Annotated in this window: 16 protein-coding genes; 12 read left to right on the top strand and 4 right to left on the bottom strand. The window is 53.4% G+C overall.

The window, feature by feature from the left end; all coding sequences use genetic code 11:
* The first annotated feature begins 56 nt into the window (after positions 1–56).
* A complete protein-coding gene (gene gyrA / locus JI735_RS29730) occupies positions 57–2,474 on the top strand; it encodes a DNA gyrase subunit A (RefSeq protein WP_202676712.1) in 2,418 nt (805 codons plus the stop codon).
* Between the two features lie 271 nt (positions 2,475–2,745).
* On the top strand, positions 2,746–3,177 hold the full coding sequence (locus tag JI735_RS29725) for a MarR family winged helix-turn-helix transcriptional regulator (protein WP_020429133.1): 432 nt from the start codon (positions 2,746–2,748) through the stop codon (positions 3,175–3,177).
* 70 nt (positions 3,178–3,247) lie between these two features.
* On the opposite strand, the gene JI735_RS29720 is transcribed toward JI735_RS29725, so the two are convergent.
* Both JI735_RS29720 and JI735_RS29715 read right to left on the bottom strand, forming a co-directional pair.
* Positions 3,248–3,985, bottom strand: coding sequence for an RluA family pseudouridine synthase (locus tag JI735_RS29720; protein ID WP_063822096.1), 738 nt, complete (start codon positions 3,983–3,985; stop codon positions 3,248–3,250).
* 12 nt (positions 3,986–3,997) lie between these two features.
* Positions 3,998–4,861, bottom strand: coding sequence for a class I SAM-dependent methyltransferase (locus JI735_RS29715; RefSeq protein ID WP_020429135.1), 864 nt, complete (start codon positions 4,859–4,861; stop codon positions 3,998–4,000).
* A gap of 269 nt (positions 4,862–5,130) precedes the next feature.
* On the opposite strand from JI735_RS29715, the gene JI735_RS29710 reads away from it, so the two are divergent.
* The 5 genes from JI735_RS29710 to JI735_RS29690 all read left to right on the top strand — a co-directional run bounded on the left by JI735_RS29710 (position 5,131) and on the right by JI735_RS29690 (position 7,935).
* Positions 5,131–5,727 carry a DUF6597 domain-containing transcriptional factor gene (locus JI735_RS29710; protein ID WP_202676711.1) on the top strand — a complete coding sequence of 199 codons (597 nt, stop codon included), beginning with the start codon at positions 5,131–5,133 and terminating at the stop codon, positions 5,725–5,727.
* Positions 5,720–5,998 carry a helix-turn-helix domain-containing protein gene (locus JI735_RS29705; protein ID WP_202676710.1) on the top strand — a complete coding sequence of 93 codons (279 nt, stop codon included), beginning with the start codon at positions 5,720–5,722 and terminating at the stop codon, positions 5,996–5,998. Before JI735_RS29710 ends, JI735_RS29705 begins: the two co-directional genes overlap by 8 nt.
* 99 nt (positions 5,999–6,097) lie before the next feature.
* Positions 6,098–6,466 (top strand): VOC family protein, encoded by a 369-nt coding sequence (locus JI735_RS29700; protein WP_039836229.1) that lies wholly within the window; start codon positions 6,098–6,100, stop codon positions 6,464–6,466.
* 234 nt (positions 6,467–6,700) lie between these two features.
* Complete coding sequence (locus tag JI735_RS29695) at positions 6,701–7,153, top strand: flavodoxin (RefSeq protein WP_039836230.1); 453 nt, start codon at positions 6,701–6,703, stop codon at positions 7,151–7,153.
* Between the two features lie 2 nt (positions 7,154–7,155).
* On the top strand, positions 7,156–7,935 hold the full coding sequence (locus JI735_RS29690) for a hypothetical protein (protein ID WP_051051913.1): 780 nt from the start codon (positions 7,156–7,158) through the stop codon (positions 7,933–7,935).
* 489 nt (positions 7,936–8,424) lie between these two features.
* Here the strand turns inward: JI735_RS29690 and JI735_RS29685 are convergent, their stop codons facing one another.
* Both JI735_RS29685 and JI735_RS29680 read right to left on the bottom strand, forming a co-directional pair.
* On the bottom strand, positions 8,425–9,276 hold the full coding sequence (locus JI735_RS29685) for a GNAT family N-acetyltransferase (RefSeq protein WP_051051915.1): 852 nt from the start codon (positions 9,274–9,276) through the stop codon (positions 8,425–8,427).
* Positions 9,277–9,288: 12 nt separating this feature from the next.
* Positions 9,289–9,600 carry a GNAT family N-acetyltransferase gene (locus JI735_RS29680; RefSeq protein ID WP_233476118.1) on the bottom strand — a complete coding sequence of 104 codons (312 nt, stop codon included), beginning with the start codon at positions 9,598–9,600 and terminating at the stop codon, positions 9,289–9,291.
* 212 nt (positions 9,601–9,812) lie between these two features.
* On the opposite strand from JI735_RS29680, the gene JI735_RS29675 reads away from it, so the two are divergent.
* From JI735_RS29675 to opp4C, 5 genes are all read left to right on the top strand, one after another.
* Positions 9,813–10,499, top strand: a complete 687-nt coding sequence (locus tag JI735_RS29675) for a transcriptional regulator (protein ID WP_233476117.1) — start codon at positions 9,813–9,815, stop codon at positions 10,497–10,499.
* Positions 10,496–10,714 (top strand): helix-turn-helix domain-containing protein, encoded by a 219-nt coding sequence (locus JI735_RS36485; RefSeq protein ID WP_325175642.1) that lies wholly within the window; start codon positions 10,496–10,498, stop codon positions 10,712–10,714. The genes JI735_RS29675 and JI735_RS36485 overlap by 4 nt, the downstream gene beginning before the upstream one ends.
* A 231-nt stretch (positions 10,715–10,945) precedes the next feature.
* On the top strand, positions 10,946–12,700 hold the full coding sequence (locus tag JI735_RS29670; protein WP_039836233.1) for an ABC transporter substrate-binding protein: 1,755 nt from the start codon (positions 10,946–10,948) through the stop codon (positions 12,698–12,700).
* Positions 12,701–12,760: 60 nt separating this feature from the next.
* Positions 12,761–13,714 carry an ABC transporter permease gene (locus JI735_RS29665; protein WP_039836234.1) on the top strand — a complete coding sequence of 318 codons (954 nt, stop codon included), beginning with the start codon at positions 12,761–12,763 and terminating at the stop codon, positions 13,712–13,714.
* Positions 13,715–13,729: 15 nt separating this feature from the next.
* On the top strand, positions 13,730–14,653 hold the full coding sequence (opp4C, locus tag JI735_RS29660; RefSeq protein WP_039836235.1) for an oligopeptide ABC transporter permease: 924 nt from the start codon (positions 13,730–13,732) through the stop codon (positions 14,651–14,653).
* Positions 14,654–14,663: the final 10 nt, after the last annotated feature.

Genomic DNA, 14,663 nt, shown 5'->3' with positions numbered 1-14,663 from the left:
AGGATATCACCACACTATTTTTGAGTCGGACAGATTGAGGAACAGAAGGTGAGCGAATGAGCAGTTTATCAGAACAGTTTTTGCCGGCTTTTCTGGAAGAGGTCGTCGGTGACCGCTTTGGCCGGTATTCCAAATATATTATTCAGGACCGGGCGATTCCGGATGTCCGCGACGGGCTGAAGCCCGTGCAGCGCCGGATTCTCTATGCGATGTACGATTCGGGCAATACCCCGGACAAACCATACCGCAAGTCCGCCAAGACGGTCGGGGATGTAATGGGGAATTATCACCCGCACGGAGACTCCTCCATCTATGAGGGTATGGTGCGGATGGCACAGCCCTGGAAGATGGGCCACGTGCTTATAGACGGTCACGGGAACTGGGGTTCCATGGATGATGACCCGGCAGCAGCGATGCGTTACACGGAAGCGCGGCTGTCCCCGATCGCGATGGAGATGATGCGCGATATCGAGAAGCGCACCGTACTGTTCAAGGACAACTTTGACAATACGGCCAAAGAGCCGGTGGTGGTTCCTTCACGGTACCCGAATCTGCTGGTCAACGGGACCAGCGGCATCTCGGCCGGGTTTGCGACGGAAATTCCTCCGCATAATCTGCGTGAGGTTATTGACGCATGTATCGCCGTCATGCAGAAGCCGGATATTGCGCTGGAGGACATCATGACCTTTATCAAAGGTCCGGATTTTCCGACAGGCGGAACCATTATGGGCGGCGAGGGCATCATGGATGCTTACCGCACCGGCAAAGGGCGCATCTACTTGCGCTCCAAAACGGAAATCGAGAATCTGCGCGGCGGGAAGCAGCAGATTGTGATTACCGAGGTGCCGTTCCAGATCGTGAAATCGCGGCTGGTCACCTCCATGGAGAATATCCGTCTGGAGAAAAAGATCGAAGGCATCGCTGAAGTCCGCGACGAGAGCGGACGCGATGGCCTCCGGATCGTAGTCGAGCTTAAAAAAGAGGCGGATGCCCAGGGCATCCTGGCTTACCTGCTCAAAAAAACCGACCTGCAGGTTACTTATAATTTCAACATGGTGGCAATCGTCAACAAATCCCCACAGCAGCTTGGCCTCAAGGCCATCCTGGAGGCTTACATAGCCCACCAACGCGAGGTGGTAACCCACCGCACCCAATTCGATCTGGAAAAAGCGGAGGACCGCGCCCACGTCCTGGAAGGGCTGGTCAAAGCGCTGAACATTCTGGATGAGGTCATCGCCGCCATCAAAGCGTCGAAGAACCGCCAGGATGCCCAGAACAATCTGGTCTGGATGTTCGGCTTCAGTGAACGCCAGGCGGATTCGATCCTCACCTTGCAGCTGTACAGATTAACCAATCTGGAAATTCATTCGCTCCAGAAGGAGCTGGACGAAATGAATGCCCGCATTGCCGTGCTGAAGGGAATTCTGGAGAGTGACAAGAAATTGATCGCCGTAATCCGGAAAGAGCTGATTGAAATCCGCGACAAATACGGCATCGACCGCCGCTCGCTCATCCAGGGCGAAGTGGAGGAGCTTAAAGTCAGCCTTGAAGTGCTCGTCAACGCCGAGGATGTTCTTGTAGCTCTTTCGGCGGACGGTTACATCAAACGGACCGGCATGCTGTCCTTTACCCGGTCAGGCGGTGAACGCCATGCCTCAGGTGTGAAGGAAGGCGACCATATCATCAGGCTGATGGACCTGAATACCCGGGACAGCCTGCTGGTGTTCACCCGCAAGGGCCAATATTTCCTGCTTCCGGTCCATCAGATACCGGAATTTAAATGGAAAGAGCCGGGTACGGCGATCGTCAACGTGATTGGCCTCGCCAAGGGGGACGGGATTGCCAGTATCCTGCCGGTGGGCAATATGGATGATCCTGGAGCCAGCCTGGTCTTCGTCACGCGCAAGGGTCAGGTGAAGCGTACAGAGCTCAAGGAATACTCTACCAGCCGCTCAGGGGCCGTTGCAGCCTGCAAGGTGGCTGAAGGGGATGAGGTCCTTACAGTGGCGCTCAGCAGCGGTGACAAGGAGATTGTGCTGGTGACCCGTGAAGGCATGAGCATCCGATTCCGTGAGAACGAAGTGAACCCTATGGGTCGTGTGGCCAGCGGGGTGAGGGGAATACAATTGCGTGAAGGAGACGAGGTGGTCTCCTGCTTCTGGGTCAATGAAGATGAAGGCGAAATTCTGGCTGTAACCGAAATCGGCTATGCCAAACGCACGCTCCTGCTGGATTATCCTGCACAGAGCCGGGGCGGCAAAGGCATGCCAACCTTCGAATTCAAGGAAGGCAAACGTGTCCGCCCGAACGGCAGCAGAATTTCCGGTGCCTTCTATTGCCGGGAACCGCTGGAACTGGTGGCGATTACCCGCGAGGGGGCAACGCATTCCTTCTCCTCCGAATCGGCGCCGCTCAGCGAACGCCGTTCGATAGGCAAGCAGCTTGTGTCCGTAGAGAAAAGGACGAGATTATAAGCCTGTTCCCGGCGATCAAATAACCTGTGATTCGTTATTCCAGCAATGGGTGAAGAAATGAACGGTGTCCGGAACCTCCCTGCGGAGAAGACGGGCACCGTTTTGAGGTATACCCGCAGTACCAGAATCATAGTCCAAAGGATTCATTTTTAGTTGGCAGCGGGCTATTTATTTTTTTCTTTTGCAGGAAATGGAAGTTATCTCGCGAAAATGTAGTTATAGCGTCCCGACAGGATACCATCCCTATTGATCTAGAAAGGAAGGAATAAGTGTGCACTCCACTGAATTCAGTAAGATCTGGCATAAATTATTGAAGGATTACAAGTTACATATGGATAGCAACCTTGCCCCTACACTTACAGATGCCCAACTCACCGTACTGGAATTACTGCAGGAACGTGACGCGATGAAGCCTTCCGATCTGGCTCCGCATCTGGCGACCAGCCCGGCAGCGGTAACGATGCTGCTGGACCGGATGGAGAAGCATGGCCTGATTGTCCGGGAGCGTGATGCTGCCGACCGGCGGATTGTATGGGTAAGCATCACGGAAACGGGCAAGAGGGAGACTGAGCGCGGGCTTCAGATCCGCAGTGATTTTTTTGCCGAGGCACTGGACCCGATTTCCTCCCATAACCAGCAGCTCCTGCTCTATCTGATGGGAAAGATGGTCGTCGCTCCAACACCGGAGGGCTCAACCCCCTAAGATGTGTGGTCGAACAAGATGAATCTGATCTATTTGAACAAAAGAAACTATATACAAAAGCAGGCCTCCGTTAAAGGATGGCCTGCTTTTGTATATGCTGTGACCACAGGCTCCACGGATGAGTCTGCGGGGGCAGAGAGATCAGTTCAATTTCCTCTTTGGTCACGGGATGCGGAAAGCCGACGACTGCAGACCACAGAGCAATCTGCTGGCCCGGCTTATTGACAGCGGCCCCGTATTTCTGGTCACCATACAGGGGGCACCGGATGCCGCTCAGCTGTACGCGGATCTGGTGGGAACGTCCGGTAAGGAGGTCAATCTTCAGCAGACTGTAACCTTCGGCGCTGCCGATCACCGTATAATCCAGAATGGCCTCCTTGCCGCCGGGTGTGCCTTTGCGGACAATCGTGACCGTGTTGGTCTTGGCATCCTTCAGCAGCGTGTGGACCAGACGGCCCTGCGCGGCCGGAGGTTTGCCATGAACCACAGTCAAATATACTTTGTGGAAGCTATGGGAACGGACGCTCTCGGACAGCCGGGAAGCGGCTTTGGAGGTCTTGGCAAAAATCATCGCCCCGCCAACCGGCCGGTCCAGCCGATGGACCAGACCCATGTAGACATTGCCCGGTTTATGGAAGCGTTCCTTCACATCTTCCTTCAGCAGGCTGAGCAGGTCGGGATCTCCAGTAGCGTCCTCCTGCACAGGAATATTAACGGGCTTCACAATGCCGAGCAAATGGTTGTCTTCGTACAGGATTTCGAACCGGGAGCTTCCGCTGCCGGAATCCCCGGCTGCACCGGGTATCATTCCTGACATGGCTTACGCCTCCCAGCGGCCCAAAATTCCGCAGGGCAGATTCATCCCGGAGGCGGTAATCGGCAGGCCGATTTCACCGGAGGTGAGCTTGCCGCCATAACGCTTGCCCATCGTCATCGAGAGCATGTTGCGGAGCACTGTTGGCGAAATGCCGGTGGTGTAGGAGTTGATGAGCATGAACAGCGGCCGGTCGCTCATAATTTCCAGGCAGCTCTCCAGGAACGGATACAGGCTCGCTTCCAATTTCCACATTTCACCGCCGGGTCCTCTGCCGTAGGAAGGCGGGTCCATGATGATTGCGTCATACTTGCTGCCGCGGCGCTGCTCACGCTGTACGAATTTGAAAACATCGTCGGTAATGAAGCGGACCGGACGTTCAGCCAGACCGGAGAGCTGCACATTTTCCTTCGCCCATTGAACCATGCCTTTGGCGGCATCCACGTGAACAACAGAAGCTCCTGCGCTGGCTGCTGCGACAGTAGCGCCGCCCGTATAAGCAAAAAGATTGAGCACGGAAACCGGACGTCCCGCTTCAGCGATCTTGTCCATCATCCAGCGCCAGTTGGCCGCCTGCTCGGGGAATAGGCCGGTATGCTTGAAGTTGGTCGGGCGCAGATGGAATTTCAGCTTGCCATAGCTGATTTTCCAGTTGTCGGGAATGGTTTTCTTCATTTCCCATTGCCCGCCTCCGGCGGAGCTGCGGTGGTAGTGTCCATGCACATCGCGCCATTTTGCCGTCTCATGGGCCAGCGGCCAGATGATTTGCGGGTCAGGCCGGCGGAGAATAATGTCTCCCCAGCGCTCCAGCTTTTCTCCGCCTCCGGTATCGATGACCTCGTAGTCCTTCCAATCACTTGCTATATACATCTTTTATCCATCCTTCAAAAAGTCATTTAGCCTTTATTGTACAACATTTAGCCTTGCGGCTACAAACAAAATGGTTGCAAAGCTGCGACTATTCACATTTTGCCCCATTACCCCGGAGTGTATAATATTACCACCCTAAACGGGGAAGCCAAGAGAATTAGACAGCAATAAAAAGAAGCCGGAAAAGAATTTGCAGCCGTTGTAATTCTGGCGCTTCCGGCGGTGATTGTGTATGATCGGATTAGATTCGTAAATGGAGGCGGAAGGTGATGTATGACCTCTCGGAGCTGTATTATCCGATTACGGCCAACCCGGCGGGGGCCAGTGAGTTTCTGCCTTGCCGGGCCTTGCGGCCCTATATCCGCTGCTTCTGGGGCAGTGCGGCGTTGCAGCAGGCAGGTGCATTCGAACCCATGACGCCCCTTGTTGGGCAAGTCTCCCTGACTCAGGAGCCGGAAGTGATTATACCGGATACATGTATGGATATTATATGGGAATGGGATGCGGCTGCAGGGGAAGCCGGAGGGGTATTTTGCGGAATCAATGATGCCCCGTTTGAAACGGGACAAGCTGGTCAGCCCACCGGCAAGCTGTATTTTGCCATCCGGTTTCATTTCTGGGCGGTGCATCTGTTCGCGGACGAGCATCTCAGGGATGTGCTTAATGTACATGTTCCGGTGGAGCACTACTTTGGCTCATTCCGCAAAGAATTGGGCCACAGGCTTCAAGCTTCCCGTACATTCACAGATTGCATCGCTGCTGCAGAAAATTACCTGCTGAGTCGTCTGGACCGGAGGACCCGGGGCGGCCCTGACAGCATGATGAATGCCGTCTACAGTATTCTTCAGGCAGAGAGGCGTGGTTAACGCCAGAGAGCTTGAGAACAGCGCAGGGGTGAGCAGCAGGCAGCTGGAGAGGCTTTTCAGTGAATATATCGGCCTTACGCCCAAAAAGACTGCGGATCTGGTCCGGTTTCAAAATGTATGGCTGGACTTGTATCTGTCGCCCCCGCCCCGCAAGGCAATGCTGGATATGGTTTACGAGTACCGTTACACCCACCAGTCGCATATGATCAACAGCTTCAAGAAATTTGCCGGAAAAACGCCGCTGGAGGCTTTGGCCTATGCGCGGAGGTAGATGTCGTTTTTTTGCAATACAATAACTCCAAAAGTAAGTACACTATGTTCAGCGGGCCAATGTGCAGCTAAGAAAATAATCTTGAAGGAGTGCGAACAGATGATTTCTTCTTTTGAAGGCATTAACCTGTATACTAAGGATACGGCTGCTTTGGCAAAATTTTATGCGGAGCTGCTCGGGGTTCCGGTTCCGTTTGAGGGGTTTGGCAATTATGACGGGGCCAAGATCGGTTTTGACAAGGGACAGCCGGGACTGATTATCTGGGATGAGAACAAATGGGGCAAGCACACCACTGGTGTTGTGAATCTGGTATTCTCCTGCAGCAGCCTGGATGAAACCTATGAGCAGCTTAAGGCGAGAGGGCTGGACTGCCACCCGCCGGCCACCATGGAGTATGGGGGCAAGGAAATGAATTTCCGTGACCCGGACGGCAATGGGATTACTCTGCTGGAAGGCGCATATTGTTGAACCCATAACTACGCCAGCAAATGATCATACTGAAGCGGTAAATGCGGGCTCTATCCGGTTGGTGAACCGGGGACCGTGTTTACTGCTTTTTGTATTGACAATGAGAATCATTATCAAATAGAATGAGGTTAGCAATACATGGGATTGATTTCAGCTTGAATTCCACCTCACATTTCGGAGTTCCGGCTTGCATTTTTGGACAAATTAAATGTTAACTTTGGGAGGAACCTATACATGGCTAAGGTACTTGTGGCATATGCCAGCTTGACTGGCAACACGGAAGAAATCGCTGAACTGATTGTGGAAGGCATTCGCCAGGCAGGCGGTGAAGCTGTGCTGAAATCGGTCACGGACTGCAATGCGGATGAGATCAAAGCCTATGAGGGTGTGCTGCTGGGCGCATATACCTGGGGAGACGGCGAGCTGCCGGATGAATTCCTGGATTTCTACGAAGAGATGGATGAGCTGGATCTGACAGCCTGCAAGGCAGCAGCCTTCGGCAGTGGAGATACCGGCTATGAAATATACTGCGGCGCCGTGAATCAGATCGAAGAGAAGCTGCGGGAGCGCGGGGCGGAGATTGTCCAGGAAAGTCTGAAGATTGAATACGGGCCCAATGCTGCGGAAAAAGAAACCTGCCGCAGCTTTGGCCGCCAATTCATCGAAACCTGCGCGGCGGTATCCTGAGAATGGGCGGCGCGGCGGGAAGCAGGACAGCAGAAAGAAGCGAAGCGCCGGCCGTACAATACAGCCGGCTGAATGATTTCCGCGTGGAGCATATTATGCTGGGCGGAGCGGAGTCTTCCGGCAGCGGGACGGCGGCCACCGGGCTTCCGCGCTGGAGGCAGCAGGTGCAGTATGCGGTAGGGCATACGCTGAATGATTTCTATAGTCTCCAGCCGGAGGTGCGGAGGGAGACGCCAATCCAGTTCCTCTTGGAGCGCCGCTGGCCTCCCAAAGGGGATGCTTTTCCCTCGCTCATGCACTATTGGGAGGTCAAGACAGCGGTCACCGATGAGCTGATGCGAAGAGCCAGTGTCAATCACCTGCAGGAGATTCCGGTACTGCTCTATGAGCAGTGGCATGTGCCGGTGCCGGAGCTGGGCATTGAGCTGGCGATGATTTTTCAGCTGGCCTGGAATTCTGCAGTCCCGGGCCGCTGTCTCAGCATCCAGAAATTTATGGTGAGCGGAAATGAAGAAGTGATCACCGGATTCCTGCACATGGCGAATGTGTTTTGTCATCAGGCGTATGGAATGCCGGCCGATAAGGTGGAGGTCTATTCTCTGCTGGACGGCCGCCAGCATATTTTTGACGGTGCAGGGATTCCGCTCCCGGAATCCCTTGATTATGTGCGGCTGCTGTCCGTGTTCATGAAGCAGGAGGAGTCGGCCGCACGGATGCTGAAATACGGAGAACGCAGGGGTGAGCAGGATGAGCTGGTTCACCGGGGGTACGGCCTGATGTAAGTCTTAGGGTCCACTTGAGCTTGCCAGCAGGCTGCCGGAGCGCTGCCCATATTGAGCGGGGATCAAGCGGTGATGCTGGCCCAGCCGCAAACGAAAGTCTATAGAAGCCAGGACCTGTAGAAGGGCTTGGCTTTTCCCGTTGTAAAGGCGGTCGCAGACGTCCTTAGTGGGAAAAAGTACCACTAAATTGAACTCGTTTGGCGTATGAAAGTCACTATGTTGGAAAAAGTACCACTAATTCGGCTGAAAGCGGCCGGATGGGCAGAATAGGCATGAATTAGGTGTACAAAATCCAACTAAAACCTTCTGCAGCCCGGATTTCAGCGAATTAGTTTTACTTTTTCCACTTAGCTTTAGTCCCTTAGGCTCTTTGACCCATACTGAAGCCCAAACTAGCCATACTGTAGCCCATTGAGGACAAATCAAAAAGCACCCTTCCCTAAGGCGCGGACGCCAAAAGAAAGAGTGCTGGACAGATTGTAATATTCCTCAGCCGATATAGCGGTAGTAATCCTGCTTGTTCAAAATAACAAAGCCGCAGCTTTCATACAGTCTCAGCGCATTCGGATTGTCGAGTGCTACTTCCAGGTTGACGCCATTGTAATTGCGCCGCTCCCGTTCAATGGTCTGCAAAAGCGCGCTCCGGCCGATGCCCAGGCCGCGCAGTTTCTTATCTACCGTAAACCCGTAGATCCAGGTTTCGTTGTCTTCCGTCCACAGCCGCATCTTGCCGGCGGGCTGGCCGTTCATTTCGATGATGATCTGTTCCTGCTGATTCTCGTTCATCTGCTGAGTGTACATTTCAGCGGCATCTTCTTTGGACATGTCAAATCCTGAGCAGTCCAGCTCAACAAGAAGATCCGCTTCATCCTGGCGCGCAGGCCGCAGAACTACGGCACCTGCGGCTGAACTGGCTTCCGGCGAACCTTGCGGGACAGCAGACCCGTCCCATTTCATCTGATACTCCGCATGGTTGAAGGCCAGCGGCAGAGTCTTCAGAAAACCTGCCGCCGAGGCCGAGCTGGCCGGGGCATTCAGCAGCAGCGTCCTGATCTGGTTGCGCTTGATGATGCTCTGCGCCTGCTCCCAGAGCGAGGTGAAAATCCCTCTGCGCCGGAACCCCGGCCGGACCATGCCACAGACTTCCATTTCACCGCCAATCCCATACAGTCCTATAAAACCTGCCAGGACATCTTCCTCATAGGTTACCAGCCATTCCGCTCCGCCGGCTCCGGGTGACAAGCGCAGCATGTCCCAATTCAGCTTCAGGCTGATGCCTTCGTATTGCTCGCAGCGCTGCTGCAGTTCCTCTATATCCTTTAACATTTCAGCTGTATTCAAACGCATAGCCTCCTAAAAGTTACTATGGCCCAATGGACCCTGCTCAGCTCCTGCTGAGCACATCCCGTATTCCTCATGCTTCTTGAACTGATGGGCAGCATAAGGGCACTGGGGTACGATCTTAACCTGCTCTGCCCGGGCTTTATCCACAACCGCCCGCACGAGCTTCTCACCGGCACCTTGGCCGCGCAGATCTTCTGAGACAAAGGTATGGTCAATAACCCAATTTCCCGTTGCTTCATCCGTTCTGTATGTAATCTCGGCAAGGTCCTTACCGTCACCAGCTATATAAAATCTTCCTTCTCCCTGTTCAATCGATGCCATATTCTTCACTCCAATCTGATATAGTGACTATATTTTACTACCCTGATCTGGAAAAAGCGAGAAGGCCGGCAGCGGCTGATGGTGAATCAGGCCGCACCTGTATAACCCGATGAGCAGGGTGATTTATAATAACTTGCGTATGCTCCGTAAAATACCATAAGATTAAGACACTAACGCTGTGATGAATAGAAGTTGCATCAGGGGGAATGGCCGTGGAATACGAGGTTGAGGTTCAGTTTGAGCCGGTATACGAATTAGTGAGCAGCATACATACGTTTATATGCAAAAAATCCAATAAGAAGATGGACCTGGGCACCTCCTGGTCTGCTGAAGTAGCGGGCAAGCTTAGCCCGGAGCTGTTGTCCGCTCTGGAGGAAACAGAGCTCGGCAATGACTGGAAGCTGCTGAATCTGCTGATCTATCAGTGTCCTGTGAAGGACAGCGTAGACACTGCCCTGGAATGGCTGGAGCGCTTGCCGGTAGGGGAGATGTATGAGACGCTTGCGGAATACGTCAGCGTGTTCCCGGTGCAGATGGATCAATTCCGCAGCCGCATGCACTTTTTGCTGTCCGAGTGGAACCGGCAGTATTTCAGGGGCACCAGCCCAGAGATCATCGGCAAACTGCGGCTGCATACGGAAGAACAGAGACTGGAAGCGGATAAGAGGGCTGTATCCGATTTTGTAAACCGGACAACGAACGGATTCTATTTCCTGCCGGGAGACGGACTGCGCAAGCTGGTGCTGATTCCGCAGTTTCATTTTCAGCCTGCGAATATTATTTACAGCTTCGGTCCGCTGACGATTTGCCATTATGCGGCGAGAATCTCAGTAGCGGATGAAGAAATTTCGCCTTCGATGTACAGGACTCTGCGCAGCCTGGGGAGAAAAGCCGTCTGAAGATCCTTCAATCGCTTGGCGGCGGGCGCAAAACCTTTACCGAAATCGCCAGGCAGGCCGGAATCTCCAAGGGTATTGTCCATGACCATATTTTCAGCCTCCGCTGTGCGGGCCTGCTGCATGCCTACATCGAAGGGGAGAACGTTATCGCCTACAGTCTGCGTCTGGAAGGAATCCGCCGGATGAATGAGCAGCTGTTCGAATATTTGCAATAACATCCGGCCCTCCGGCATCGCAACAAGTCAAAGTAATCTCTGCTGAAGAGAAAGCTTTGGCTTTTTATGTTGCGGATTTTCCCGGTGAATTCTGTTCAAGGAGAAATTAAATAAAGTTCTCTCTTTACAGAACCACAATCTTTTCCTATAATGTGAACTATCGGTCTTAAACATACTTAGTGGGTAGGAATTATGAGTTTTATTCATTTTGGAGAGAAGAGAGATGATTTCATGAGAAAAAGTACGCTTGTTTTGTCCACACTGCTGATTGCCGGTTCCCTGCTGCTCGCAGCCTGCTCGGACAACAGCAGCAATTCTGCATCCGGCAACACTCCGGCGTCTGCAACTTCTGATCCGGGTACAGCCGGAACTGAAGCGCCGGCCTCTCCGGCACCAGTGCCTGCGGGTGCGCTGAGCGAGCCTTTTACAGCAGCGGATTTATCCAAGCTACCGGCTGTCGCCCAGAACCGCAATGATACGATCATTGTCGGCCTGACCGATCCCAGCGGCGCATTTACGCCTTATTTTCAAGAGAGCGGCTATGACGGCAACGTATCTTCCCTGCTGTATGCCTCCCTCGTAACTGTGGATGACAAAGGTGTTCCTACACCGGAGCTTGCCGAGAGCTGGGATGTATCGGATGATCAGCTTACATACACCTTCCACTTGCGGAAGGACCTGAAGTTCAGCGACGGCTCGCCGCTTACAGCGGATGATGTGGCTTTTACCTGGACCATTCAATATGACAAAGCCTATGACGGCGGCTCTTCTGTGCCTTCCATGAACGTAAAAGGCGGCAAAGCCTATAAAGAAGGCACGGCCAAAACAATCGAAGGGATCAAAGTTATCGACCCGCAGACGATCTCGGTAACATTGGAGAAACCAAATGCTACAGCGCTGGTGACACTCGGCTCCAATGTGCTCTCCAAAGCTTATTACGGCAAGGACTATACATTCGGCCATCTGGAATACATCAAAAAGCTGCACGAGCATCCGCTCGGCGACGGCCCCTACAAGCTGGAGAAATTCCTGCCCGGACAGGAAGTGCGCTTTACAGCCAACGAAAATTATTTCAAAGGCAAACCCAAAACAGAGCATTTCATCTATAAAACCTCCGAAGGCGATGTGTGGCAGTTCCTGGAGACGGGGGAGGTCGATTACGCTTCCTTCAGCGCCACGGATGAAAATATTGAGAAGCTGAAAGCACTCGGATTTGTGAACATCCTTCCTTATACACCCAGCACCTACGGCTACATGCAGGTCAATCTGAAGCATGAGCAGCTAAAGGATAAAGAGGTCAGACAAGCGATTATGTACGGGCTGGACCGGCAGAGCATTTATGTAGATGCTGCGCAGGGAGCGGGCTCCATTGCCAATATTCCGGCATCACCGATCTCATGGGCCTATACCGAGGAAGGCATCAATCCTTACAAATATGATCCGGAAAAAGCCAAGCAGCTGCTGGATCAAGCCGGCTGGACTGTTGGCGCAAACGGAATACGCGAAAAAGCCGGCAAACCGCTGACGATCCATTATCTCGGCTCCAAAAGCAAAAACACCGATATTTTCATCGCTGTAGCCAAGGAGAACTTTGAAGCGCTGGGTATTGAATTCCAGCCGGAGGTTTTTGCCGACTTTAACTCGCTGGTGTCCAAGGTCGAAGGCGGAGACTACGATCTGGTATCCTTTTCAACCAGTATGCTGACTGATCCGGCGGACGGGTTCATGCAGTTCTTTGACGGAGAGATCACTGACTATGACAATCCGAAGTTCCTGGAGCTGTACAACAAAGCTTTGGCTACTACGGATATTGAGCAGCGCAAAGCCGTCTATAAGGAGCTGTACCAGCTATTCAATGAAGAGCTGCCGATCCTGTTCACCAGCTACAAAAAAACGGTCTATGCCTACAATGGGCGCATACAGAATCTGACGGTCAGCCCGTTCATCGGACTTGCCGGAAGCCTGCCGGAGTGGACGTTGAAATAACTACACATTCGTCCCCTGCTTGGATGTAACGGGCAGGGGACGACTCATAAGGAGCGGGTCATGAGTACCTATCTGACAAAAAGACTGCTGTACATGCTCATCATTCTGTTTGCGGCTTCACTTCTTATCTTCATCCTGTATGCATCGACGCCCGGCGATTTCATTACAGGCAATATTAAGCTGACTGCGGAGCGCAAAGCCGAGCTGCGGGAAATTTACGGCTTGAACAAGCCGGTGCTGGAGCGCTACGGCATCTGGATGAACAATGCATTTCATGGGGATTTCGGGTATTCGCTTGCCCAGCAGAAGCCGGTGCTTCAGTTGTTCAACGATTATATCTGGAATTCTTTTTTGCTGGCCGCCGTGTCCACCTTTCTAACCTGGGTGATTGCGGTTATTGTCGGCGTGATCTCGGCCTATAAGCAATACTCCTGGTTTGACACGCTGGTGATGGTGGCTATTTTTGCCGCAATGTCGCTGCCGTCCTTTTTTATCGGCTTGTTCCTGATCAAGATTCTGGCGGTTGATCTGAAGTGGCTTCCGCCTGGCGGGATGATTACTACGGGCAGCCATGCCACGGGGCTGGCCTATCTCAAGGAAGTGGTACGGCATATGGCGCTTCCCGTCGTGGTGATGACTCTGCTTGGCCTGGGTTCATTAACCCGTTATTTCCGCAGCAATATGATTGACGTGCTGAAGCAGGACTATATCCGCACCGCGCGGGCCAAAGGACTGAAGGAGCGGAAGGTGCTGTTCCGCCATGCGCTGCGCAATGCCCTGCTGCCGGCCATTACGCTGGTCGGCTTCGAGCTTCCGGCACTGTTCGGCGGTTCGCTGATTATCGAGCAGATTTTCAACTGGCCGGGGATCGGCCAGCTGTATATGAAATCCTTCGGGCTCCGGGACTACCCGCTGCTCATGGGCTTTACGATGTTTATTGCCATTCTGACCGTCATCGGAACGCTGCTCTCGGATATTCTGTACCGGGTGGCCGATCCGCGCGTCCGGTTATAGGGGGAAGATGCCGTTTTGACAGTTAACAGCAGATTGGCCGGGCTGCGCGAGCTGCAGGTGCAGAGGCAAAAGTCCTCGCTGTTCAGACAGTCTTTGAAAAGGCTGATGAAGAACAGGCTCGCTGTAGCCGGTTTTGGAGTGGTTGTGTTTATGTTTGCTTTATGTTTTATCGGCCCGCTCTTTTCGCCTTATGCGGACAACAAAATCAATATGGCGATGATGAACAAGGCGCCAAGCTTGCAGCATTTGCTGGGGACTGATGCCTTGGGCCGGGACATCCTGACCCGGGTGATGCAGGCCGGACGGATATCACTGACTGTAGGTCTGGCTTCCATGGTGCTGTCCGTGTTCATTGGCGCCCTGCTGGGGGCGGTTGCCGGTTATTACCGCGGCATAGCGGATCAGATCATTATGCGGATCGCCGATCTGCTGATGACAATACCCGGCCTGCCGCTGCTTTTTATCTTCGGGGCGCTCCTCTCGGAATGGAAGGTTCCGACAGACTACCGGATGTATATCGTCATGCTGATGCTCAGCATTGTGAATTGGCCGGGACTTGCCCGGATGGTCCGGGGACAGATGCTCAGCCTGCGGGAGCGGGAATTTATGCAGGCTGCTGTTGTACTGGGCCTGCGCGACAGCCGGAAGCTGTTCCATCATCTGCTCCCGAACGTGGTCCCGCTGCTGATTGTCATGGCTACACTGAACATCGGCGGAGCGATTCTCAGCGAATCGGTGCTCAGCTTTTTCGGGCTGGGCGTGATGCCGCCTACGCCGACCTGGGGCAACATGATTGACGCGGCGAACAATATGATTGATTTTCAGGATCATCCATGGCTGTGGATTCCTCCGGGCTTGTCCATTTTTGCCACAGTGATTGCCATAAATATATTCGGTGACGGCCTCAGAGACGTGCTTGATCCCAAACAGAAGAGGTAGGTGGCCAGCA

The sequence above is a fragment of the Paenibacillus sonchi genome (assembly GCF_016772475.1).
Classification (GTDB): Bacteria; Bacillota; Bacilli; order Paenibacillales; family Paenibacillaceae; genus Paenibacillus_AQ; species Paenibacillus_AQ sonchi.
Note: the sequence above shows the minus strand (reverse complement) of the source record. Positions and strands in the feature narration are given on the sequence as shown.

Bases quoted from the DNA above. Each gene is read 5' to 3' on its own strand.
- gyrA (WP_202676712.1), top strand. From the start codon at position 57: ATGAGCAGTTTATCAGAACAGTTTTTGCCGGCTTTTCTGGAAGAGGTC.
- JI735_RS29720 (WP_063822096.1), bottom strand. From the start codon at position 3,985: ATGATACCCGGTGCAGCCGGGGATTCCGGCAGCGGAAGCTCCCGGTTC.
- JI735_RS29715 (WP_020429135.1), bottom strand. From the start codon at position 4,861: ATGTATATAGCAAGTGATTGGAAGGACTACGAGGTCATCGATACCGGA.
- JI735_RS29710 (WP_202676711.1), top strand. From the start codon at position 5,131: ATGTATGACCTCTCGGAGCTGTATTATCCGATTACGGCCAACCCGGCG.
- JI735_RS29700 (WP_039836229.1), top strand. From the start codon at position 6,098: ATGATTTCTTCTTTTGAAGGCATTAACCTGTATACTAAGGATACGGCT.
- JI735_RS29695 (WP_039836230.1), top strand. From the start codon at position 6,701: ATGGCTAAGGTACTTGTGGCATATGCCAGCTTGACTGGCAACACGGAA.
- JI735_RS29690 (WP_051051913.1), top strand. From the start codon at position 7,156: ATGGGCGGCGCGGCGGGAAGCAGGACAGCAGAAAGAAGCGAAGCGCCG.
- JI735_RS29680 (WP_233476118.1), bottom strand. From the start codon at position 9,600: ATGGCATCGATTGAACAGGGAGAAGGAAGATTTTATATAGCTGGTGAC.
- JI735_RS29670 (WP_039836233.1), top strand. From the start codon at position 10,946: ATGAGAAAAAGTACGCTTGTTTTGTCCACACTGCTGATTGCCGGTTCC.
- JI735_RS29665 (WP_039836234.1), top strand. From the start codon at position 12,761: ATGAGTACCTATCTGACAAAAAGACTGCTGTACATGCTCATCATTCTG.